Origin of the sequence: Arthrobacter sp. yr096 (assembly GCF_900108925.1) — a bacterium.
Taxonomy (GTDB): domain Bacteria; phylum Actinomycetota; class Actinomycetes; order Actinomycetales; family Micrococcaceae; genus Arthrobacter.
Window position 1 is genome coordinate 1,022,455 of the sequence record NZ_FNYI01000001.1, and the last position, 20,945, is coordinate 1,043,399.

Sequence of the window (20,945 nt, forward strand, 5' to 3'; positions counted from 1 at the left end):
AAACTGACTGGCAGGTGTGGTTGTTCTGCGCTTCAGGACAACCCCACCTGCCAGTCAGTTTTTGGGTTTAAGGGGCTCGCGCGCAAACAGCCAGCCTGCAGCTGTGAGCAGCAGTACACCGCCGGTCATGCCGAACGCCCACCCATAGCCCAGACGGTCAGCGAGGAGACCCGCCACAACAGGACCGATGATGGCGCCCGTATCGGCGGCCATTTGGAAGACTGCCAGAACCTTGCCTCCGGAGCGTCCCCGGCCAATCACGTCGGCGACGGCGGCTTGCTGCGCCGGGCCCAGCAAGCCGGAGCCGAATCCCGCTACCGCGGACGCAATCAGGAACCCTGTGAGGTCCGTTGTCAGGCCAATGACGCCGGTAGCAAGCCCGGTGATGACGAGTCCCGGGATCAGCAGGGGCTTCCGTCCCCAGGCATCGGCCAAACGCCCACTGAAGGTGAGGGCCAGGGCGTTGCCCACAGCGAAGATGGCGAGCGCCCACGCCGCCGTTGCCGGTTGTGACTGCAGGACGGCAACGGCGAACAACGGGATGGTGGCCATGCGGACGCCGAATGTCACCCAGCCGTTGCCGAAGCTCGAGAAAACCGCTGCGCGGTAGGCCGAATCACCGAGCGCTTCCTTCAGCGTCATCGCCGGGGCAGGAGCAGCGTCTGCCGCGGTGTTGCCTTCGCCGCCCAGCATGGTGCGGACCACCAAAGCCGCCGCCAACAGAGCCGCGGCGTACGCGAGGAAGGGGACCCGGAGGCCGAAGCCCGCCAACAAGCCGCCCACCACCGGGCCCAGCACACTCCCGATCAGGAACGCAGATGCATAGGCGCCGGAGACCCGGCCACGGCGTTCGGGTGGGGCGAGCCGGATGAGCAGGCCCATGGCCGCGACGGTAAACATCACCGAGCCGGCACCGCCGAGGCCGCGGAAGATCAGCAACTGCCAGTAATCCTGTGCAAAGGCGCACGCCGCTGTGGAGACTGCCACGATCAGAAGACCGGAGACGTACACATTCCGTTCGCCGAATCGTCCGATCAGGGCACCGCCCGCCGGGGCGAAGACCAGGCGCATGAACGCAAAGATGCTGACGATGATGGCGGCGGCCGTTGCCCCGACGTCGAATGTTGTGGCGAATTGCGGAAGGACAGGTGCCACCAGTCCGAATCCCAAGGCGATAAGGAATGCCGCGGCCAGCATGACCTTGATGTCGCGGGGGAGAGGTGCCTTCTCCGACTGGATCCTTGGTGCGTCAACGGATCTGGGAGACTGCGTCATCTGGTGCTGGTCCTTCACGTGGGTTCTTGTGGCGATATCCGGGTAATTCCGGTGAAGTCTGACGTCTGAAACATATCCGTAACACTGGGGATATGCACCATTTACGTTGGGGAGGTTGTTGTAACCAGCCCGCAATGTAAAACCCGCGCAGGTGAAACACGGCGGCACAAAACTCTTAAGCAGGACGCAAACGGCGTCAGGACAGCGGTTGAACCGCAGATCTAGCAAGAGAGGAACGTGCACCATGGAACTTACCGCAGGTCACGTATGGGTCATGGTGGCGGCGGCGCTTGTGCTGTTCATGACACCTGGTCTGGCATTTTTCTACGGCGGCATGACACGCGCCAAAGCAGCCCTGAACATGATGATGATGAGCTTCATCTCCATCGGAATCGTCGGAGTTGTTTGGGTGCTGTGGGGCGCCTCAATGAGCTCCGGCGAAGGCTTTATGGAGATCGTGGGCAACCCGTTCGCCACCTTCGGCCTGGAAGGCATCAGCACTCCTGATGGCTTGATCAAGGTAGGCTACGCAGCCACGTTCGCCATCATTACGGTGGCACTGATCAGCGGCGCCATCGCCGACCGTGCAAAGTTTGGCGCCTGGACCATCTTCGTCCCGGTCTGGGTCACCTTGGTTTACTGCCCGCTGGCCTACATGGTGTGGGGCGGCGGCCTGTTCGGTCCGGAAGGCGCCATCGGCAAGGCTCTCGGTCCGGCGATCGACTTCGCCGGCGGCACCGTAGTTCACATCAATGCAGGTGTAGCCGCGTTGGTCCTGGTCCTCATCATTGGTAACCGCCGCGGCTTCGGCAAGGACCCGAACCACCGCCCGCACAACATCCCGTTCGTTATGCTCGGAGCAGCAATTCTCTGGTTCGGCTGGTTCGGCTTCAACGGCGGTGCAGCCACCACTGCAGAGCAGGGCGGCCTGATCTGGGTCAATACCCTTGCAGCTCCGGCAGCCGCCATGATCGGCTGGCTCATCACTGAACGTATCCGCGACGGACACCCGACGTCGCTGGGCGCAGCCTCCGGTGTAGTTGCCGGTCTGGTTGCCATCACCCCCGCCTGTGCAAACGTCAGCCCGGTTGGTGCCCTCGGACTCGGTGTAGTTGCCGGTGTCGCGTCCGCTCTTGCTGTAGGTCTCAAGTTCCGCTGGGGATTCGATGACTCCCTGGACGTTGTAGGCGTCCACCTCGTCTCCGGCATCATTGGCACCGTTGCTCTGGGCTTCATTGCCCTTCCCACGGACGGTGTTGGCGGCGGTCTCTTCTACGGCGGCGGTATGACACAAATGTGGGCGCAGCTCGCAGCAGCCGGTATCGCCATCGCTTTCTCGGCCATCATGACGGCCATCATTGCCTTCGCCATCCACAAGACCATGGGCTTCCGGGTCTCCACCGAACAGGAGAACGTTGGCGTGGACCTCAGCCTGCACGCTGAGACGGCCTATGAGTTCGGTGTCAACGGCCACGGTGGCAGCTTCCAGCCGCTGCACGAAGCAATGACCGGCAAGTCCGAAGAGAAGGCTCCCGCAGAAGGCAAGGAGAGTGTCCAGGCATGAAGCTCATCACAGCGATCGTCCGACCCGAAAAGCTTGAAGCAGTCCGGGAAGGCCTCGAAGCATACGGGGTCCAGGGCCTGACGGTCAGCGCGGCCAGCGGGTACGGCCGCCAGCGCGGCTACACCGAGGTGTACCGGGGAGCCGAGTACAACGTGGACCTGCTTCCCAAGATCCGGATCGAGGTTCTCGCCACGGATGAGCAGGCAGATGACATCCTGGATGTTCTGATCGCCAGTTCCAACACCGGACGCGCCGGTGACGGCAAGGTGTGGACCGTGGATGTTTACGAAGCAGTCCGGGTCCGGACCGGTGAGCGCGGCGCAGCCGCAATCTAAGTTCGTAACGCACAACAAGCGGGCCGGGTACCCATCAAGGTACCCGGCCCGCTTGCGCGTTCCCGGTGTCTTTTTCTCTACTGCACGACGTCGCTGGGCCAGTTCGCCGGTCCGCGGCTGCCGGCGTCGTACTCATCCAGCGGAACGGTACCGCCCTCCCAGGCGCGCAGGACCGGCTCGATGATCCGCCAGCAGTCCTCCGCGGTGTCACCCCGGACTGAGAGAAGGGGGTCGCCTGTCAGGATGCCTTCCAGCACTTCTCCGTAGGGCAGCATGCCCGGGGCATTGAGCTCAGCCACCAGGCTTGCCCGGTCCAAGGTGAAGACGTCGCCCGGGCCGTTCACATCCACGTCCAACTGCAGGACGTCCGGACCGAAGCCGATCCGCAGCTGGTTGGGAGAATCCACGCCGGAGAATCCCTTGGGCAGGTGGGGGACGGGGCGGAAGGTGATTACGGCTTCCTTGCGCCGGTGTCCCAGGGCCTTGCCGGAGCGGAGGATGAAGGGGACTCCCTTCCACCGCCAGTTGTCGATGTCCACGTGGACCTCGGCCAGGGTTTCGGTATTTCGGGCCGGATCCACGCCTTCCTCGGCTGCGTAGTCCGGCACTGTCCGCTCCCCGAGGGTGCCTGCCGTGTACCGGGCGCGTCGGGTGGAGTGGCTGTAGGGCGCCTTGATGCTGCTGGCGCGCAGGACTGTGGCCACAGCGTCACGCAAGTCTCGTTCCTCGATGGTGGCCGGGGCGTCGATGGCCAGGAAAGCCATGATGTGGAGCAGATGGCTCTGGATCATGTCCCTAAGGGCCCCGGCATTGTCGTAGTAACGTGCCCGCCCCTCAAGGGCCAGGTCCTCGTCAAAGACCACTTCAATCTTCTCGATGTGTTCGCGGTTCCACACCGGCTCCAGGAACCTGTTGGCAAAGCGGAGGCCCAGGATGTTTAGCACGGTCGCTTTGCCCAGGAAGTGGTCCACTCGGTGGATATGGTCCTCGGGTACCAAGGTGGCCAGTGTCTTGTTCAGCTCATGTGCCGATTCCGCGCCCGAACCGAAAGGTTTCTCCATGACCAGGCGTGTCCCTGCAGGCAGTTGGTCCTGATGGAGGACCTCACATGCCTTTTGGCTGACCTGCGGTGGGAGGGCGAAGTAGATGGCAACAGGTCCCTCCAGTTGGGCCAAAAGCGCGGCCAGCGGTCCGTCCGCTGTCACATCCACCTGGTGGTATTCGGTAGCGTCGGCAACGCGGGCCAGCGCGGCGCGCCCGCTGGCGTCAGCTGTTTTCGATGCAGCCTCAAAGGCGCCGTCCACCCGTTGCCTCCATTGGTCGGGAGACCAAGGGTCAGATCCAGCGCCCACCAGTTGGAGCCCTGGAGCCCGTCCGGAAGCAAGGAGGCCGGCCAGCCCCGGGAGCAGGAGCCTGCCCGTGAGGTCCCCGGACGCGCCGAGGATGAGCAACGTTTTTACAGTTGTTTTGCTGGTCACTGTGCCAGCATGCCATCTTGCAGGTGCGACTTGGTACCCTAGATAGTCGAGTCCCCTAGTCGATTCAGATTTGTTGGGTTTGAGACATGTTTGCTGGGGGCAATCGTCAAGACTCTGGTGGGCCGCTTTGGCCGCCATTCGTAGACCATCGAAAGAAGTGCACGGCGCGTGTTCAATTCACTCTCTGACCGGTTGACAGCAACCTTCAAGAACCTCCGTGGCAAGGGCCGCCTCACCGAGGCTGATGTCGATGCCACCGTCCGGGAGATTCGCCGTGCCCTTTTGGACGCGGATGTTGCCGTGTCTGTGGTCCGCGAGTTCACCGGCCGCATCCGCGAACGCGCCCTGGGCGCTGAAGTCTCGGGAGCGTTGAACCCGAGCCAGCAGATCGTAAAGATCGTCAACGAGGAACTCAAGGAGATCCTCGGTGGTGAGACCCGCCGCATCCGCCTGGCCAAGACCGGGCCCACCATCATCATGCTCGCTGGCCTCCAAGGTGCCGGTAAGACCACCCTCGCCGGCAAGCTGTCCAAGTGGCTCAAGGCCCAGGGACACAGCCCCATGCTTGTAGCTTGCGACCTCCAGCGCCCCAACGCTGTCACGCAGCTCCAGGTTGTTGGCCAACGCGCAGGCGTCCCGGTCTTCGCTCCGCACCCCGGCGCGACCTCCGAACTTGAGCACCCCGCCGGTGACCCGGTGGCAGTCGCCAAGGCCGGCGTTGAGGAAGCCCGCCAGAAGCTGCACGACGTCGTCATCGTTGACACCGCCGGCCGCCTTGGCGTCGACGCCGAAATGATGGACCAGGCACGCCGTATCCGTCAGGCGATCATTCCCAACGAAGTCCTCTTCGTGATCGACTCCATGATTGGCCAGGATGCCGTCAACACGGCGATGGCCTTCGATGAAGGCGTCAACTTCACGGGCATCGTGCTGTCCAAGCTCGACGGCGACGCCCGGGGCGGCGCCGCTTTGTCAGTGGCGTCCGTTACCGGTAAGCCGGTCATGTTTGCGTCCACCGGCGAAGGCCTGGACGACTTTGAACTCTTCCACCCTGACCGCATGGCTTCCCGCATCCTGGACATGGGTGACGTCCTCACCCTGATCGAACAGGCAGAGAAGGCATGGGACAAGGACGAAGCCGCCAGGATGGCGAAGAAGTTCGCCGACCAGGAAGACTTCACCCTGGACGACTTCCTCGCCCAGATGCAGCAGATCCGCAACATGGGCTCCATGAAGAAGATGCTCATGATGATGCCGGGTGCGCAGAACATCCGTCAGCAGCTTGAGAACTTCGACGAAAAAGAGATCGACCGCGTCGAGGCCATCGTCCGCTCCATGACTCCTCATGAGCGTGTTGCGCCGAAAATCATCAACGGCTCACGCCGCGCGCGTATCGCCAAGGGCTCAGGTGTCCACGTTTCCGAGGTCAATGGCCTGTTGGAGCGTTTCGCCCAGGCGCAGAAGATGATGAAGAAGCTGGCCCAGGGCGGTGGCATGCCAGGTATGCCGGGAATGCCCGGGCTGGGCGGTCCCGGTGGCGGACGCAAGAACGGCAAGAACGCTCCCAAGAAGAAGGCCCGTTCCGGCAACCCGGCCAAGGCTGCGCAGGAGTTGCGCGACGCCGAGGCCAAGCGGGCCAATGCAGCCTCAGCTGCACCCACGGGCGCGGCTTTCGGACAGGGCGCCGCGGATTTCGACCCGTCTTCCCTCAACCTTCCCAAGGGCTTCGACAAGTTCCTCGGAAAGTAGACATCGCTTCCCAAGGGGCCGGGTCTGCCGGTCCCTTGGGATGTCAGAGCCGTGGAATAGGCTGAACCAATGCACAAGCAGCGCGTAGTCTTCGTTCACGGCCTGGGCAGTTTTGGTGCTGCGGCATGGCCGAAACAACATGGCATGGCCCTCGCTTATGATGCCTTGTTCCTCCGGCGGTTCGGCTTCGATGCTGTGGCCGATCCACAGGAATCCAATGTGGCGGCCGACGTCGCCATTGTTGTCAATGCCCTGGTTGACTCTGGTGGCGGTCACATCGTGGCTCACGAGCAAGGTGCAATTTCCGCCATGCTGGCAGCGATCGACCGCCCCGATCTGGTGTATTCGCTCACGTTGGTGGAACCCGCGTGTTTGTCGCTGACGGCCGAGCTTCCGGCAACCGGTTCCCACCGGGCACTGATGGAACCGCTGTTTGACGTCCGCGCGCAGCTTAACGACGCCGATTACCAGCGTGAGTACTTCCGGCGGGCCTTCTCTGCGGAGACCGGGGGACTGGATACTCCGGAAGCGCGCCGTTCCGCCCGCAGGCTGAGGCTCCAAGCGCCGCCCTGGGAGGCTCCGCTGCACATTGTTCCCGGTGTTCCCACGCTGGTGCTGACCGGAGGCTGGGAACCTCTTTATGAGGAAATCGCCGGCTATCTCCAGGAAACCGGTGCCCTCCGCCGTGTGGCAGCGGGAGGACACCGGCCCCAGGATTCAGTCGACGGCGATCACATCATCCGCACGTTTGTTGCCGATGTGGGACGCGCCATGTCAGTTCAGGCTTCCTGAACCGCCCGTGCTCTGGCTGGCCGGGACCTGGAGTTCCGGAAGGTAAACCTTTCCGCCGGCAGCCAGGAACTCCGCGCTCTTCTCCCGCATCCCGCTGTACATGTCAGCGATTGCCGCTTGTGCCTCGGCGGAACCGTACTCGTCGCGGATGTCCTGGCTGATCCGCATAGAGCAGAATTTGGGGCCGCACATCGAGCAGAAGTGGGCCGTCTTGGCCGGTTCTGCCGGCAGCGTTTCGTCGTGGAACGTTTCGGCCGTCACAGGATCCAGGGACAACGCGAACTGATCGCGCCAACGGAACTCGAACCTGGCCTTGGAGAGGGCGTCATCCCTTTCATTCGCCCCTGGGTGACCCTTGGCGAGGTCAGCAGCGTGGGCGGCGATCTTGTAGGTAATGACACCTGTCTTCACGTCGTCCTTGTTCGGCAGTCCAAGGTGCTCTTTGGGAGTGACGTAGCAGAGCATGGCGGTGCCGTAGCGGGCGATCTCGGTGGCGCCTATGGCCGAAGTGATGTGGTCATAGCCGGGGGCGACATCGGTAACCAGCGGGCCAAGCGTGTAGAAGGGGGCTCCCTTGCACAGTTCCTGCTGGCGTTCCACGTTTTCCCGGACCAGGTGGAAAGGCACATGGCCGGGGCCTTCCACCATTACCTGAACGTCGAACTCCCAGGCTCGCATCGTCAGCTCGGCGAGGGTATCCAGCTCGGCGAACTGGGCGGCGTCGTTGGCATCGGCCGTAGCACCCGGGCGCAGGCCATCGCCCAGGGAGAACGCTACGTCGTACTGGGCGAAGATTTCGCAGAGCTCGTCAAAATGCGTGTACAGAAAATTTTCCTGGTGGTGTGCCAGGCACCAACCGGCCATGATGGAACCGCCGCGGGACACAATGCCCGTGACCCTGTTGGCCGTGAGGGGTACATAGCGCAGGAGCACGCCGGCATGGATGGTCATGTAGTCCACGCCTTGCTCGCACTGCTCGATCACGGTATCGCGGAAGATTTCCCACGTGAGCTTGTTCGCTTCACCATTGACCTTTTCCAAGGCCTGGTAAATGGGAACGGTGCCGATGGGAACCGGGGAGTTGCGGATGATCCATTCGCGGGTGGTGTGGATGTCGTCGCCTGTGGAGAGATCCATGACTGTGTCCGCACCCCATTGGGTGGCCCACTGCAGTTTGTCCACTTCCTCGGCGATGGAGCTCGTCACCGCGGAGTTACCGATGTTGGCGTTGATCTTCACCAGGAAGGCCTTGCCAATGATCATTGGCTCGGATTCCGGGTGGTTGATGTTGTTGGGGATGATGGCCCTGCCGGCGGCGACTTCGCTGCGGACAAGCTCAACATCGCAGTTCTCCCGCAAAGCAACGAACTGCATTTCCCGGGTTACCATTCCCTGTTTCGCGTAGTGCATCTGCGTGACGGTCTTGCCCTCCACGGCACGGCGGGGCACCGGTTGCCCACCTTTCCATTCCGCTGATGCTGCCCCGCGCCGAACCGCAGACTTGCCGTCGTCAAGCAAGTTGCGTGCGCGCCCGGAGTAGGGCTCGGTGTCGCGGCGATCTTCGATCCACGCCGAGCGGAAGGGCTCAAGGCCAACCACGGGATCGCTCCCGGGTCCGGCCGTTCGATAGACCTGCAACGGCTCATTGGCCAAGCCGTTGGGCGACGGCTCCAATGCAATCTCCGTAACGGGAACGCGGATGCCATTGGTGGGATCCTCCACCCACGCCAGCGAGTGGGACTTCAGCGATTGCGTCACCGTCTCAACGCCGGTTTCGCCGGAGCCTGGCTGGTTTTGGCCTGCGCTCAACTCGTTTTGGCCCGCGTTCTTCCCGTTTTGGGCAGGGCTGTGCTGTGTTTCCGTGGTGCTCAAGGATTACTCACTTCCTTCGCCGGCATTACCCGGACAGGTTCAACGGTCGCAGACTGCATCAGTCCGATCTCAGCCCCTGCAGGGGCCCCCGTGTGGTCGTAGATGAAGCTACCACAGCTGCCTACTGGCGCACAGTCACATGGACGCATCCGGTCCACGTGGCCCTGCTGCGGATTAGGCTTTTCCCATGGCCTCCATCATTGAATTCAGCGGACCTGTGCTTGTCTCGTCGGTCGAAGAGCGCCACGGAATGTGGTCTGTGGACGGTGTTCTGACCTTCGAGTGCCCCTCGGAAACGCCGGACAGGGTGTTGGATGGCTGGGTCCTGCCTGGATTCGTGGACGCCCACTGCCACATAGGGCTCGGAGCGGGAGGGGCCGTGGACGAGCAGGTCACTTTCGCCCAGGCCACAGCAGACCGCGACGCCGGAACGCTGCTCATCCGCGATGCCGGATCACCCAGCGACACACGATGGGTGCAGCAGCGGCGGGACCTGCCGCGCCTGATCAGGGCAGGGCGGCACATTGCCCGGAGCCGGCGCTACCTTCGCGGACTGGGGCATGAAATTGAACCCGGCCAGCTGGTGGAGACTGTGCGGAAGGAAGCCCGCGACGGCGATGGCTGGGTAAAGCTCGTGGGGGATTGGATCGACCGCGGTGTGGGGGATCTGGCGGCCTCTTTCCCGGCCAAGACAGTCAAGGACGCCATCGCTGCCGCGCACGACGAGGGCGCCCGCGTCACGGCTCATTGTTTCGCCGAGGACACCATCGATGACATGCTCGATGCCAACATCGACTGCATCGAACATGCCACGGGTCTTCTGCCACGGCACCTTCCCCGCCTCGTGGAACAGGCAGTGCCCATCGTTCCAACACTGGTCAACATCGCTACCTTTCCGGACATCGCCAGCCAGGCCGCCCCAAAGTTTCCGGTGTACGCGGACCACATGGTGCGTCTTTGGGAGCGTCGCAGGGAGCGGGTCCTCGAAGCTTTTGAGTCCGGCGTTGAGATTTTCGCTGGAACGGACGCGGGCAGCGTGATCAAGCACGGCAGGATCGCTGACGAAATGATGGAACTGCACGACGCCGGCCTGCCGCCGGCCGCTGTCCTGGACGCCGCAGCCTGGCGTGCCCGTGCCTGGCTGGGAGCCGAGGGCATCAGCGAGGGGGCAAGTGCTGACGTCGTGCTGTGCAGTGAGGATCCGAGGCGTCACCTAAGGACTGTCACCGAGCTCAAGCACATCGTCCTCCGTGGCAATGTGGTGGGTTAGGAATAAATTGAAGCTTCAAGTAATTTACTAAGGTAGATAGGGTGCCGATGCGCGGCCACCTCAGAACCAGGAGCTTCACATGACCACTTCATCCACCCAGGATCTTCTTCCTGCCGAACTCACCATGGGCACCGTGATGCTCAAGGTTGGCGACATGAAGGTCATGGGCGATTACTATCAGCGCGCCCTGGGCCTGGACATAGTGGCCGAGCAGGACGGTGGGCTGTATCTGGGGCGCATCGGAAAGCCGGTGGTGCATCTTGCCCCTGCGGCCGGCCTGCAGATTCCAGGTCGCGGCGAAGCGGGCCTCTTTCACACTGCCATCCTGTTCCAGGACCAACCCTCGCTTGCCGCCACTATTGCCACGGCCGCCGAGTATGAGCCCCGCGCCTTCGCCGGCAGTGCAGACCACCTTGTCAGTGAAGCTTTCTACTTCACCGATCCTGAAGGTAACGGCATTGAGCTCTACTACGACAAGCCCCGCGAGCTGTGGCAGTGGGATGGCACCTCTGTGGTCATGGACAACGTTGCGCTCCCGCCGCAGCGGTTCCTGCAGCAGCACTTGAGTGAAGCTGCCGTGACCGGTCAGCGCGAGGCTGCTGCCGGCGTCGGGCATGTGCACCTGCAGGTGGGTGACGTCGAGTCTGCGCAAAAGTTCTATGTGGAAACCCTGGGCTTCGAACGTACAGCCGGTTGGCACGGCCAGGCCCTGTTCGTCTCCGCCGGTGGGTATCACCACCACATGGCCATGAACGTCTGGAACAGTCGCGGTGCAGGTCCGCGGCGGGACACCCTTGGCCTGGGGGAGGTCCTGATCGAAGTGCCCGGTATGGATGACGTGGCGGCGCTGGCCGATCGACTCAAGATCGCGGGCGTGCAAAACCATCACACGGGCGCTGAGCTGCGGTTTGATGATCCGTGGCGGAACAAGCTGCGTGTCGCCGTTCGCTGACCCGGCTGTCCGGTCCTCGATGGCGCAGGTCCCTGACTGCACTAGGCTGGGCAGTGACGGCACGGAACCTTTGTTCGTGTGCCGCCGCCCCGTCAGCACGAAGGAATGAGAGTACTTTCCATGGGCTTTGCCGAAATTTTTGTAGCCACCCACGATGAAGCACTCAAGCGGGCAGCAGCCTTGGACAAGGGTGCGGACGTCGGCGGACCCGCCGTCAGGATTGATGGGATCACCGATTTTGAGGTGGAGCAGTTGGGCGACCTCGCCGGCCAGGCCGTCCATGCCGCAGGCGCCGACTACGAACTCGCTTTGGTTGATGTCACCAGCGACGCGCTTTTGGGTGTCCCCGAAGCCATGGTCCGGGCGCTCGCCGAGCTGCTCACCTATGAGAGCGAAGGCGACGCCAACGTGCTGGATGACGTCGCTGCGGCGTGGGCCGCGCAGGATGATATGCCCTTCGACGCTGGCCAATCGCGGCAGTACGTCCAGCAATTGGCTGCTCTGGCTACGGATGTGGAAAAGGTTGAACGCTCCGGGCTGTACGTCTGGTCTGTCTGACGGAATATCCGGAGGCGGGAGTCGCGTCCGGAGCTGGAGTGAGCAAGAACACGCCGCCCCACGTGGTGGAAGTCGTAATTGAGGCGGGCATCTGGCACAATAGACAGGTACTCGATCGGTGCGGCCCCTCTCTCCGTGCTCGTATCTTGTCCTTCGAACCGTCAAGTATGGCCCGCCCCACGGGTGCAGAACGTCGGGTTCAACCCCGTTTCAGAAACAGGAGTGACCACAAAAGTGGCCGTAAAGATTCGCCTTAAGCGCTTCGGTAAGATGCGCGCACCGTACTACCGCATCGTCGTCATGGATGCCCGCGCCAAGCGCGATGGCCGTGCCATTGAAGAAATCGGCAAGTACCACCCCACCGAAGAGCCGTCGTACATCGAGGTCGCTTCCGAGCGCGCCCAGTACTGGCTTTCCGTTGGCGCCCAGCCGACTGAGCAGGTTGCTGCGATCCTCAAGATCACCGGTGACTGGCAGAAGTTCAAGGGCCTCCCGGGCCAGGAAGGCACCCTGAAGACCAAAGCTCCGAAGGAAGCTTTCGTAGCTCCGGAGAAGGGTTCCGTCATCATTCCGGAAGCCATCACCAAGAAGGCCAAGAAGGACGACGCTGCTGAGGCTCCGGCCGAGGCTGAAGCAGAGACCACCGAGGCTGAGTAAGTTGCTGGCAGAAGCGCTCGAGCACTTGGTCCGTGGGATCGTTGACAGCCCTGAGGATGTCAAGGTCAGTGCCAAGAACAACCGCCGCGGGGAATCCCTCGAGGTGCGCGTTCACCAGGAGGACCTCGGACGGGTGATCGGCCGTCAAGGACGCACCGCACGCGCATTGCGCACTGTGGTTGCAGCTTTGGCTGGTGGCGAGCAGGTCAGGGTCGACGTCGTCGACACCGACCGCCGCCGGTAACGCGCTCAGCACTACTTGTCTTAGATCCGGCCCCTTCACCGAATATGGTGGAGGGGCCGGATTGCTTTATCCACCATTTCATCACCGTGGCTGCCCGGCGGCCCGGTACACAAGAATTCAGAGGAATCCATGCAGCTCCAGGTGGCCCGGATCGGCAAACCCCACGGCATTCGCGGCGAGGTCACAGTGCAGGTACTCACTGACGCGCCTTCCGAGCGGTTTGTCGCAGGAACCGAGTTCGTCGTGGAGCCGGCCTCTGCCGGCCCGCTGACTATCCGCAGCGCCCGGTGGAACAAGGACATCCTTTTGCTTGGTTTCGAGGAAATCGCGGACCGTAACGCTGCCGAGGCTATCCGTGGCGCCAAGCTCTTCATCGAAACAGAAGAACTCGACGACGAAGACGACGACGAGGGCTGGTATGAGCACGAACTGCTGGGCCTTGAAGCGCGGGTCGGATCGCAGGTTGTTGGTAGAGTAGCCGCGCTCACGACGTTGCCGGTTCAGGATCTCCTGACGGTCAAGACGGAGGAGGGCAAGGAGATCCTCATTCCGTTCGTCGATGAGATCGTGCCGGAGGTCAACATCGAAGCCGGGTACGTCCTGATCACTCCGCCTGCCGGCCTTTTTGAGATCAACGACGCGGCGGCTGAGGAATCAGGGGATGATGCCTGAATGAGGATAGATGTCGTCAGCATTTTTCCTGAGTACCTGGCGCCCCTGGAGCTCTCACTCATAGGCAAGGCCCGCCAGGATGGCTTGCTTGAACTCAACGTCCACGATCTCCGGACCTTCACCACTGATAGGCACCGTACGGTGGACGATACCCCGTATGGCGGCGGTGCGGGCATGGTCATGAAGCCGGAACCGTGGGCGCAAGCCCTTGAATCTGTGGCGACTTCGCGTGAAGGTTCCAAGCCCGTCCTGATTGTTCCTTCGCCGGCAGGGGAGCGGTTCAATCAGGCGCTGGCCTATGAACTTGCCGAGGAAGAACACCTTGTCTTCGCTTGTGGTCGCTACGAGGGAATCGATGAGCGCGTCATTGATTGGGCGAAGGAACACTTTACCGTCCGGCCAGTGAGCCTGGGCGACTATGTGCTCAACGGCGGCGAAGTAGCCGTCTTGGCCATGGTGGAAGCCGTCGGGCGTCTCCTTCCGGGGGTAGTAGGTAATCCCGAATCCCTGGTTGAGGAATCCCACTCCGATGGCTTGTTGGAATATCCGGTCTACACCAAGCCGTCCGCGTGGCGTGACCATGAAGTACCGGCCATCCTGCTCAGCGGCAACCACGGAAAGATTGCCCAGTGGCGGCGCCACGAACAGTTTCGCCGCACGGCGGAGCGGCGGCCCGACCTTCTGGACGGGTTCGACGCCGGTACGCTGACCCGCGCTGACCGCAACGCCCTTGCGGACCTGGGGTACGCGGTGGTCGAGGGCCGCCTGCGCCCCCGGCCCGGCGGCGACGCCGAAAACTAAAGCCACCTTCCGGCGTCGAACCTTCCACGAGTCCGGCAGTTGGCCGGATGGGTGCGCTTATGGCAGAATTAACCCTTGTGTCTGCTGGGCTGACACCTGCCACAGGGGGAGTTCAGCCAACAGTCGGACAACCCGGCGACGCCAATCAGTGGTGGAGCCGGACACAAAGAAACTTCGGCGGAGATTTCCGGCTGGCTTTCATGCCACGGGCTTGTTCGCCGTAACCCAAAGTGAATGACCTGTGGCGTTCACCAGGAGTGGATTAATGCATATCCTCGATAGCGTAGATGCAGCCTCGCTGCGTAGCGATGTTCCGGAGTTCCGCGCGGGCGACACCCTCAAGGTTCACGTCAACATCATCGAAGGCAAGAACTCCCGTGTCCAGGTATTCCAGGGCTTCGTCCTGGGCCGCCAGGGCGACGGCGTTCGCGAAACCTTCACCGTGCGCAAGGTTTCCTTCGGTGTCGGCGTAGAGCGTACCTTCCCGGTACACTCCCCGATCATCGACAAGATCGAGGTCGTCACCAAGGGTGACGTCCGCCGCGCCAAGCTTTACTACATGCGCGCACTGCGCGGTAAGGCTGCGAAGATCAAGGAAAAGCGCGACTTCGCCAAGTAAGTCCTGCGACTTACGCAACGGGTCCAGGATTCGTGCCCGGTTGTTCCGGAGCAATCCGCAACGCAACAGGGATACGAGTCATGGACACATCAGAACGCCAGCCCCGGAAACAGGGCTGGCGTTTTGTTTTGCTCGCATTGGTGCTGGCCGTTGCGATCAGCGGCCTGGTCCGGTCCTTGTGGCTGGATGTTTACTACATTCCGTCCGAATCCATGGAGCCCTTGCTGGAGTCGGGAGACCGAATCCTGGTGTCCCGTACAGCGTTCGCCAGACAGCCGATTCAGCGGGGCGACATCGTGGTTTTTGATGGACGTGGATCCTTCGCTCCGCTGAGCAGCGGACAGGGACCATTCGTGGATGCCGTGTCCGCAGCCAGCCAGTGGTTTGGACTCACGGGCAGTGACACCACCTATGTGAAGCGGGTCATCGGTGTCCCCGGTGACCACGTCCAATGCTGCGATGCGGGCGGATTCCTCACAGTCAACGGTCAGCAGCTTGAGGAACCCTATATTTACCCGGGGGACGAGGCCAGCAAACAGAAATTCGACGTCGTGGTGCCCTCTGGCCGACTCTGGCTGATGGGTGACCATCGCTCGCGTTCCGCCGACTCACGTGGCCTGCTCGGAGCGCCGGGCGGGGGCATGGTTCCCATCGAGCGTGTCATCGGCCGACCGGTCCAGATCATCTGGCCACTTGATAGATTTGCAGAGATGCCTCACTCCACGCAGGCGGAATCACCATCGAAGAACGGACAGTAGATGCCGGACAAAGCTCCAGAGAATCCCGAGCGGTACGACGACGACGCCCGGAGCTCGGATGGATCGGCAAGCGCCGCCGGTGTGACCCAGTCCCGCCAAGCGGACGACGACGTGTCGCGGGCTCCGGACGCCACTGACGATTCCGCATCCCGTGATTCCCAGGGTGGTGCTCACGCTGCGGAAAAACCGCGGAAAAACCCTGTTCTGGTGTGGGTCAAGGAGATCGTCACCGTGGTGGCTATCGCGCTGGTGTTGTCCTTCCTCCTGAAGACGTTCCTGTTCCGGGCTTTCTACATTCCTTCGGAGTCCATGGAGAGCACCTTGGACGTCAACGACCGCATCTTCATCAATCTCCTGGTCCCCGGCCCGTTCGATCTTCAGCGTGGAGACGTCGTAGTCTTCAAGGACACCCAGGCCTGGTTGCCGCCAGTGGCCCCGAAACCGGCTGGCCCCATGGATTGGGTTGGGGATGGCCTGGAGTTTGTGGGATTGGCTCCTGACGACAATGAACAGCACCTGGTGAAGCGCATCATTGGGCTGCCGGGTGACAGGGTGTCGTGCTGTGACGCCCAAGGCCACCTCTCGATCAACGGTAAACCGGTCAACGAAACATACATTAATCCCGCAGAGGTGCCGTTCCCGAAACCATTCGACATCGTTGTGCCGGAGGGCAAGGTCTGGGTGATGGGCGACAACCGCAACCACTCCGAGGACTCCCGGGCGCATCAGGAAGTTAATGGGGGATTCGTCAACATTGAAGACGTCGAAGGCAAAGCCACTGTTATTGCATGGCCCGTGAACCGGTGGACCATCCTAGATAACTATCCCGACGTCTTCCGCGATGTTCCCAAAGGCACGTCAGGTAACTGATGGCTACGGTGACCACAGGCGCGACCGGCAGGACCACCGTGAAGGCCCCCGCCAAGTCCAAGGCAAAGACCAAGCCCAAGCCCAAGGGGAAAATCCCAGAGGGTTTCCCGACGCTTGACGTGGAAAGGTCCTTCCTGTCCTCTGGAGTCCGTCTGTTGGCCGGCGTGGATGAAGTAGGCCGCGGCGCATTGGCGGGTCCGGTCAGCGTAGGAATCGCCGTTGTTGAACTGGAGAGCCACGGCTTGCTTGCAGGTGTCAGGGACAGCAAACTGCTCAAACCCGACGACCGCGACCGGCTCGAACCGCTTGTTCGGGACTGGGCTATTGCCTCCGCAGTGGGGCATGCCACGTCCAGGGAAATTGATGAGATTGGCATCATCGCGGCATTACGGCTTGCGGGCACGCGAGCGTGGTTTGAGATCCTGGCCGGCGGCGTCACCCCTGATGTGGTCTTGCTGGACGGCAGCCACAATTGGCTTTCACCGGAAGTCCAGGCTTCGCTCTTCGATACAGCCCCCGCCGGTCCCGGGTGCGAGGCTCCGGTCCATACCAGGGTCAAAGCAGACATGAGCTGCCTCAGTGTCGCCGCCGCCAGCGTGCTGGCCAAAGTGGCGCGTGACCGCATCATGGTGGACTTGCATTCGGAACTGCCCGCATACGGCTGGAATGAGAACAAGGGCTACGCAACCGCAGCACACAGGGATGTCATCCGGCAGCAGGGCCCCAGCGCCTACCACCGGACCAGCTGGCACCTTACAGGACCTGAACCACTGGCAGGGCCCTGATCTGACCCACCTCCCCGGTGGCGCCTGGTGCCCGGCTGATAGTGCAAGATGGAACTATGAGTGCCGAGGACCTTGAGAACTATGAAACCGATATGGAGCTGCAGCTCTACCGCGAATACCGGGATGTTGTCGGCTTGTTCAGCTACGTCGTGGAAACCGAGCGGCGGTTCTACCTCGCCAACCATGTGGATCTTCAGGCCCGCAGTGCAGATGGTGAAGTCTACTTTGACCTGACCCTGCAGGATGCCTGGGTATGGGACGTCTACCGTTCTGCCCGCTTTGTGAAGAACGTGCGGGTTATCACCTTCAAGGACGTCAATGTTGAGGAGCTTCCCCGTAGCGAAGAGTTATCGCTGCCCAAGGATGGCGGGCTCGGAGACCTGGGAGATCTTGGCAACTAGCACCACCACTGTTCCTCAACAGAGCCGATTCCAGCAGGTTACCCACATAGCGGCATGACCGCCTGCCGCCGGTCGCTCCCAGCCTGAATGCTGGAGAGCGGAGGTGGTGGTCATGAGAGCAAAAGACCTGCTGGGCCGCAACGGCGAAGTGCTGGCGGCTGGTTTCCTGGAAAACCAGGGGATGCGGATCGTCGACCGCAACTGGCGGTGCACAGACGGTGAAATCGACATTGTGGCGTTGGAGGGCGACACCCTCGTCGTGGCTGAGGTAAAGACCCGGCGGAGCCTGGACTACGGGCACCCGTTTGAAGCTGTGGGTGCGGCCAAGTTGGCTCGTCTCCAGCGGCTTGCTTCAGCATGGTGCCGGGCGCACGAACTCGATGTGCCGCTCCGGCGCATCGATGTTGTGTCGGTGATTGATAACGGCATCGGCGATCCGGAACTCGAGCACCTGCGGGGTGTCGGGTAGATGGGGGTCGGCCGCAGTTACTGTGTTGCTTTGCTTGGCCTCAACGGATACATCGTGGAAGTTGAGGCTGACATTGGCCAAACTTTGCCAAACTTCGTGATTCTGGGCCTGCCCGATGCTGCCCTTAACGAGGCCAAGGAACGCATTCGTTCCGCAGCCCAAAACTCGGGGATTCCCCTCAGCCGACGCAAAATCACGGCCAACCTTATTCCTGCGTCCCTGCCCAAGCGTGGATCCGGCTTTGACCTCGCTATCACCATGGCGGTGCTCCGGGCAGCCGACGACATCCGTTCCATCGGCGGGACAGTGTTCATTGCCGAACTTGGCTTGGACGGCAGGCTAAGGCCGGTTCGCGGGATACTTCCGGCCGTAATGGCTGCTGTTCAGGCGGGTTATCCGGACGTCGTGGTGTCTGAGGCCAATGCCGCGGAAGCCTCCTTGGTGCCCGGCGCCAACGTTCGGGGGTACAAAACCCTCGCCCGGCTTGCGTTCGACTTCGGCGCGGACCCCAAGGAGCTCGCTCTGGACTACGATCCTCCGGGCGACGACCTCACGGACGACGATGGCGATACTGCGACTGTCATGGCAGATCTTTGCGACGTATCCGGACAAGGAGAAGCCCGCCGTGCCTTGGAGGTGGCTGCAGCCGGTGGACACCACATGCTGCTGACAGGTCCGCCCGGGGCGGGTAAGACCATGTTGGCCGAACGACTCCCGGGACTGCTCCCGGACTTGGCGGATAAGGCAGCCATGGAGGTCACCGCCATCCATTCTCTGGCAGCTGTCCAGTCGTCCGCCGTGCGGTTGATCCGCAGGCCACCGTTTGAGAACCCCCATCACAGCGCCACTGCTGCGGCCATCATCGGAGGCGGTTCCGGCCTCCCCAGACCGGGTGCGGCCTCACGCGCCCACCGCGGTGTCCTTTTTCTTGACGAGGCCCCCGAGTACGAGCGGCGTGTCTTGGACGCCCTCCGCCAACCTCTTGAAAGCGGGGAGCTGGTTATCCATCGCTCTGCGGGGACTGCTGCCTACCCCGCCCGTTTCCAGTTGGTCTTGGCGGCCAATCCTTGCCCCTGCGGAAAAGCGTCAGGCAAGGGCATGGACTGCACCTGCACGGCGATGATGCGGCGCAGGTACTTCGGACGAATTTCAGGGCCGCTTTTGGACCGGGTGGACATCCAGCTTCAGGTGGAACGGGTGTCCTTGGCTGACTTTGGCCAGGCGGGCAAAGAAGAAGACAGCCGCGCTGTCGCCGGGCGTGTCTTGGCTGCCAGGGAACGGCAAATCGAGCGATTGCGCGTGCTCGGCCTGGAAACCAATTCGCAGGTGCCAGGACGCACGCTGCGTGGCGAACTCCGGTTGGCTCCGGGAACCACGCGCATCCTGGACACCGCCTTGGAGCGCGGCACTCTCACTGCGCGTGGGTACGATCGCGTCCTGCGGCTCGCGTGGACACTGGCAGACCTGGGGCACAGCGACGCCCCTGACATCGATCACATCGGGCAGGCGCTCGGCCTACGACAGGCCTCGGCTGCATCATGACGACTACCAACACGAAAGGAAACGAAGGCGTGGCGGCAATGGGGATACAGGAGAACGAACGGATTGCCAGGGCCGCGTTGGCGCGGCTGTTGGAACCTCAGGATTCGGTGGGGTTGGCTTTGGTAAAGGCACTGGGTGCCGTCGACGCTTTGGGCGTAGCCACCGGAGAACTGGCCCCCGGACCCAGCCTGGAGCAGGAGATTTCCGCCTTGCTCATGGGCGAAGGCGGCCCCGCCACCTGGCCAGGGCTTTCGGCCAGCCAGCGGCGCTGGGCGCCTCGGGTGGCCGACCTTGCCCCAGACCGGGACCTGGAAACCATGCGCCGGATGGGTGGACGGCTTATTGTGCCGGGGGACGAGTTCTGGCCGAAGCAACTGGCAGACCTTGGCCTTCAGGAACCCCTTTGCCTGTGGTGGCGTGGACAGGAGCAACCGTTGCCGACCGCCCGGCAAGCCATCGCTCTGGTGGGATCACGGGACAGTACAAGTTACGGAGCCTCCGTCACAGGGGATCTGGCCTATGGCTTGGCCCAGCGCGGATACACCGTGGTTTCAGGTGGTGCCTATGGCATTGACGCGCACGCACATCGCGGCGCACTCAGTGGCGGGGTCGCATCCGTGCCCACCATCGCTGTGATGGCTGGAGGGGTGGACCGGTTCTACCCGGCAGGCAACGAGGACCTGCTGCGCGCCGTGTCCAGCCAGGGCGCTGTCATTTCGGAGGTTCCTCCTGGATCCGCCCCAACACGCTACAGATTCCTGCAAAGGAACCGCATCATTGCAGCTTTGGCGTCCGTCACTGTAGTGGTGGAGGCGCGCTGGCGTTCGGGCGCGCTCAACACGGCCCACCACGCTGAGTCCATCGGCCGCGTGGTTGCAACCGTCCCGGGGTCCATTCACAGTGCCAACTCGGCTGGCTGCCACCGGCTGCTGCGTGACGGGGGAGCCGTATGCGTTACCGACGTTGGCGAAATCGCCGAGCTTGCCGGAGCTATCGGTGAAACCCACAGCGCAGAAAAGGACGTGGCCGCAGCCGTGCACGACGACCTGTCCTTGGAAGACCTGATCCTTCTGGACGCTCTGCCCCTCCGGTCCACCACCTCGGTGGAGAAACTGACTGTGGTGGCTGGATTGAGCGCGGACGCTGTGCGCGCAGGCCTCGGTCGGCTGGGCTTGCTGGGGCTCGCCTCTTCGGAGCGGGGTGCGTGGAAGCGGGCCAAGAATGCGTAGGGGGCAAGGCAAAGAGCATGTCGATACTCCCCGACGGTCCATGGTGCTGGCAC

22 protein-coding genes and 1 riboswitch are annotated in these 20,945 nt (G+C 62.5%); of the genes, 19 read left to right on the plus strand and 3 right to left on the minus strand.

The annotated features are described in order from the left end of the window. Window positions 1–54: 54 nt before the first annotated feature. On the minus strand, window positions 55–1,275 hold the full coding sequence (locus BMY91_RS04755; protein WP_090819192.1) for an MFS transporter: 1,221 nt from the start codon (window positions 1,273–1,275) through the stop codon (window positions 55–57). A gap of 244 nt (window positions 1,276–1,519) precedes the next feature. Between BMY91_RS04755 and BMY91_RS04760 the strand changes: the two genes are divergently transcribed. Further along, window positions 1,520–2,839, plus strand: a complete 1,320-nt coding sequence (locus tag BMY91_RS04760) for an ammonium transporter (protein ID WP_090818923.1) — start codon at window positions 1,520–1,522, stop codon at window positions 2,837–2,839. After that, window positions 2,836–3,174 carry a P-II family nitrogen regulator gene (locus BMY91_RS04765; RefSeq protein ID WP_017199639.1) on the plus strand — a complete coding sequence of 113 codons (339 nt, stop codon included), beginning with the start codon at window positions 2,836–2,838 and terminating at the stop codon, window positions 3,172–3,174. Before BMY91_RS04760 ends, BMY91_RS04765 begins: the two co-directional genes overlap by 4 nt. Before the next feature lie 77 nt (window positions 3,175–3,251). Here the strand turns inward: BMY91_RS04765 and BMY91_RS04770 are convergent, their stop codons facing one another. Beyond that, a complete protein-coding gene (locus tag BMY91_RS04770; protein WP_177179841.1) occupies window positions 3,252–4,652 on the minus strand; it encodes a glucose-6-phosphate dehydrogenase in 1,401 nt (466 codons plus the stop codon). A gap of 168 nt (window positions 4,653–4,820) precedes the next feature. Between BMY91_RS04770 and ffh the strand changes: the two genes are divergently transcribed. Together ffh and BMY91_RS04780 are read left to right on the plus strand one after the other, a co-directional pair. Then, a complete protein-coding gene (gene ffh, locus BMY91_RS04775; RefSeq protein WP_018776214.1) occupies window positions 4,821–6,401 on the plus strand; it encodes a signal recognition particle protein in 1,581 nt (526 codons plus the stop codon). Between the two features lie 69 nt (window positions 6,402–6,470). Beyond that, window positions 6,471–7,193, plus strand: a complete 723-nt coding sequence (locus BMY91_RS04780) for an alpha/beta fold hydrolase (protein ID WP_090818930.1) — start codon at window positions 6,471–6,473, stop codon at window positions 7,191–7,193. On the opposite strand, the gene thiC is transcribed toward BMY91_RS04780, so the two are convergent. Continuing rightward, complete coding sequence (gene thiC, locus BMY91_RS04785) at window positions 7,176–9,065, minus strand: phosphomethylpyrimidine synthase ThiC (RefSeq protein WP_090818933.1); 1,890 nt, start codon at window positions 9,063–9,065, stop codon at window positions 7,176–7,178. The genes BMY91_RS04780 and thiC overlap by 18 nt on opposite strands. Beyond that, window positions 9,060–9,167: riboswitch (TPP riboswitch) on the minus strand. It overlaps the preceding gene by 6 nt. Before the next feature lie 85 nt (window positions 9,168–9,252). Between thiC and BMY91_RS04790 the strand changes: the two genes are divergently transcribed. The 15 genes from BMY91_RS04790 to dprA all read left to right on the plus strand — a co-directional run bounded on the left by BMY91_RS04790 (window position 9,253) and on the right by dprA (window position 20,892). Next, window positions 9,253–10,335 (plus strand): amidohydrolase family protein, encoded by a 1,083-nt coding sequence (locus BMY91_RS04790; RefSeq protein WP_090818936.1) that lies wholly within the window; start codon window positions 9,253–9,255, stop codon window positions 10,333–10,335. A gap of 79 nt (window positions 10,336–10,414) precedes the next feature. Beyond that, the gene (locus tag BMY91_RS04795) at window positions 10,415–11,287 is read left to right on the plus strand and encodes a VOC family protein (RefSeq protein ID WP_090818939.1); all 873 of its coding nucleotides are present in this window, start codon (window positions 10,415–10,417) and stop codon (window positions 11,285–11,287) included. A gap of 120 nt (window positions 11,288–11,407) precedes the next feature. Next, window positions 11,408–11,845, plus strand: a complete 438-nt coding sequence (locus BMY91_RS04800) for a hypothetical protein (RefSeq protein WP_254779707.1) — start codon at window positions 11,408–11,410, stop codon at window positions 11,843–11,845. Between the two features lie 234 nt (window positions 11,846–12,079). Then, window positions 12,080–12,502, plus strand: a complete 423-nt coding sequence (gene rpsP, locus BMY91_RS04805) for a 30S ribosomal protein S16 (protein ID WP_018776208.1) — start codon at window positions 12,080–12,082, stop codon at window positions 12,500–12,502. A 1-nt stretch (window position 12,503) separates the two neighbouring features. Continuing rightward, the gene (locus tag BMY91_RS04810; RefSeq protein WP_011775119.1) at window positions 12,504–12,746 is read left to right on the plus strand and encodes an RNA-binding protein; all 243 of its coding nucleotides are present in this window, start codon (window positions 12,504–12,506) and stop codon (window positions 12,744–12,746) included. A 129-nt stretch (window positions 12,747–12,875) separates the two neighbouring features. Next, window positions 12,876–13,418, plus strand: coding sequence for a ribosome maturation factor RimM (gene rimM / locus BMY91_RS04815; protein ID WP_090818942.1), 543 nt, complete (start codon window positions 12,876–12,878; stop codon window positions 13,416–13,418). Continuing rightward, window positions 13,419–14,219: a tRNA (guanosine(37)-N1)-methyltransferase TrmD gene (trmD, locus tag BMY91_RS04820; RefSeq protein WP_090818945.1), complete on the plus strand. Its 801-nt coding sequence runs from the start codon at window positions 13,419–13,421 to the stop codon at window positions 14,217–14,219. Window positions 14,220–14,484: 265 nt separating this feature from the next. Beyond that, entirely contained in the window at window positions 14,485–14,838 is a 354-nt protein-coding gene (gene rplS, locus BMY91_RS04825) for a 50S ribosomal protein L19 (RefSeq protein WP_090818948.1), read from the plus strand. An 80-nt stretch (window positions 14,839–14,918) separates the two neighbouring features. After that, window positions 14,919–15,596 (plus strand): signal peptidase I, encoded by a 678-nt coding sequence (lepB, locus tag BMY91_RS04830; protein WP_090818951.1) that lies wholly within the window; start codon window positions 14,919–14,921, stop codon window positions 15,594–15,596. Continuing rightward, on the plus strand, window positions 15,597–16,466 hold the full coding sequence (lepB, locus tag BMY91_RS04835) for a signal peptidase I (protein WP_090818954.1): 870 nt from the start codon (window positions 15,597–15,599) through the stop codon (window positions 16,464–16,466). Beyond that, entirely contained in the window at window positions 16,466–17,251 is a 786-nt protein-coding gene (locus BMY91_RS04840) for a ribonuclease HII (protein ID WP_090818957.1), read from the plus strand. The genes lepB (BMY91_RS04835) and BMY91_RS04840 overlap by 1 nt, the downstream gene beginning before the upstream one ends. A gap of 56 nt (window positions 17,252–17,307) precedes the next feature. After that, window positions 17,308–17,652, plus strand: a complete 345-nt coding sequence (locus BMY91_RS04845; RefSeq protein ID WP_090818960.1) for a DUF2469 domain-containing protein — start codon at window positions 17,308–17,310, stop codon at window positions 17,650–17,652. Window positions 17,653–17,755: 103 nt separating this feature from the next. Next, on the plus strand, window positions 17,756–18,121 hold the full coding sequence (locus BMY91_RS04850; RefSeq protein ID WP_175538588.1) for a YraN family protein: 366 nt from the start codon (window positions 17,756–17,758) through the stop codon (window positions 18,119–18,121). Continuing rightward, complete coding sequence (locus BMY91_RS04855) at window positions 18,122–19,663, plus strand: YifB family Mg chelatase-like AAA ATPase (protein WP_090818962.1); 1,542 nt, start codon at window positions 18,122–18,124, stop codon at window positions 19,661–19,663. Continuing rightward, entirely contained in the window at window positions 19,660–20,892 is a 1,233-nt protein-coding gene (dprA, locus tag BMY91_RS04860; protein WP_090818965.1) for a DNA-processing protein DprA, read from the plus strand. The genes BMY91_RS04855 and dprA overlap by 4 nt, the downstream gene beginning before the upstream one ends. The last annotated feature ends 53 nt before the right edge of the window (window positions 20,893–20,945 follow it).

Bases quoted from the DNA above. Each gene is read 5' to 3' on its own strand.
- BMY91_RS04755 (WP_090819192.1), bottom strand. From the start codon at position 1,275: ATGACGCAGTCTCCCAGATCCGTTGACGCACCAAGGATCCAGTCGGAG.
- BMY91_RS04760 (WP_090818923.1), top strand. From the start codon at position 1,520: ATGGAACTTACCGCAGGTCACGTATGGGTCATGGTGGCGGCGGCGCTT.
- BMY91_RS04765 (WP_017199639.1), top strand. From the start codon at position 2,836: ATGAAGCTCATCACAGCGATCGTCCGACCCGAAAAGCTTGAAGCAGTC.
- BMY91_RS04780 (WP_090818930.1), top strand. From the start codon at position 6,471: ATGCACAAGCAGCGCGTAGTCTTCGTTCACGGCCTGGGCAGTTTTGGT.
- BMY91_RS04790 (WP_090818936.1), top strand. From the start codon at position 9,253: ATGGCCTCCATCATTGAATTCAGCGGACCTGTGCTTGTCTCGTCGGTC.
- BMY91_RS04795 (WP_090818939.1), top strand. From the start codon at position 10,415: ATGACCACTTCATCCACCCAGGATCTTCTTCCTGCCGAACTCACCATG.
- BMY91_RS04800 (WP_254779707.1), top strand. From the start codon at position 11,408: ATGGGCTTTGCCGAAATTTTTGTAGCCACCCACGATGAAGCACTCAAG.
- rimM (WP_090818942.1), top strand. From the start codon at position 12,876: ATGCAGCTCCAGGTGGCCCGGATCGGCAAACCCCACGGCATTCGCGGC.
- trmD (WP_090818945.1), top strand. From the start codon at position 13,419: ATGAGGATAGATGTCGTCAGCATTTTTCCTGAGTACCTGGCGCCCCTG.
- rplS (WP_090818948.1), top strand. From the start codon at position 14,485: ATGCATATCCTCGATAGCGTAGATGCAGCCTCGCTGCGTAGCGATGTT.
- lepB (WP_090818951.1), top strand. From the start codon at position 14,919: ATGGACACATCAGAACGCCAGCCCCGGAAACAGGGCTGGCGTTTTGTT.
- lepB (WP_090818954.1), top strand. From the start codon at position 15,597: ATGCCGGACAAAGCTCCAGAGAATCCCGAGCGGTACGACGACGACGCC.
- BMY91_RS04840 (WP_090818957.1), top strand. From the start codon at position 16,466: ATGGCTACGGTGACCACAGGCGCGACCGGCAGGACCACCGTGAAGGCC.
- BMY91_RS04845 (WP_090818960.1), top strand. From the start codon at position 17,308: ATGAGTGCCGAGGACCTTGAGAACTATGAAACCGATATGGAGCTGCAG.
- BMY91_RS04855 (WP_090818962.1), top strand. From the start codon at position 18,122: ATGGGGGTCGGCCGCAGTTACTGTGTTGCTTTGCTTGGCCTCAACGGA.
- dprA (WP_090818965.1), top strand. From the start codon at position 19,660: ATGACGACTACCAACACGAAAGGAAACGAAGGCGTGGCGGCAATGGGG.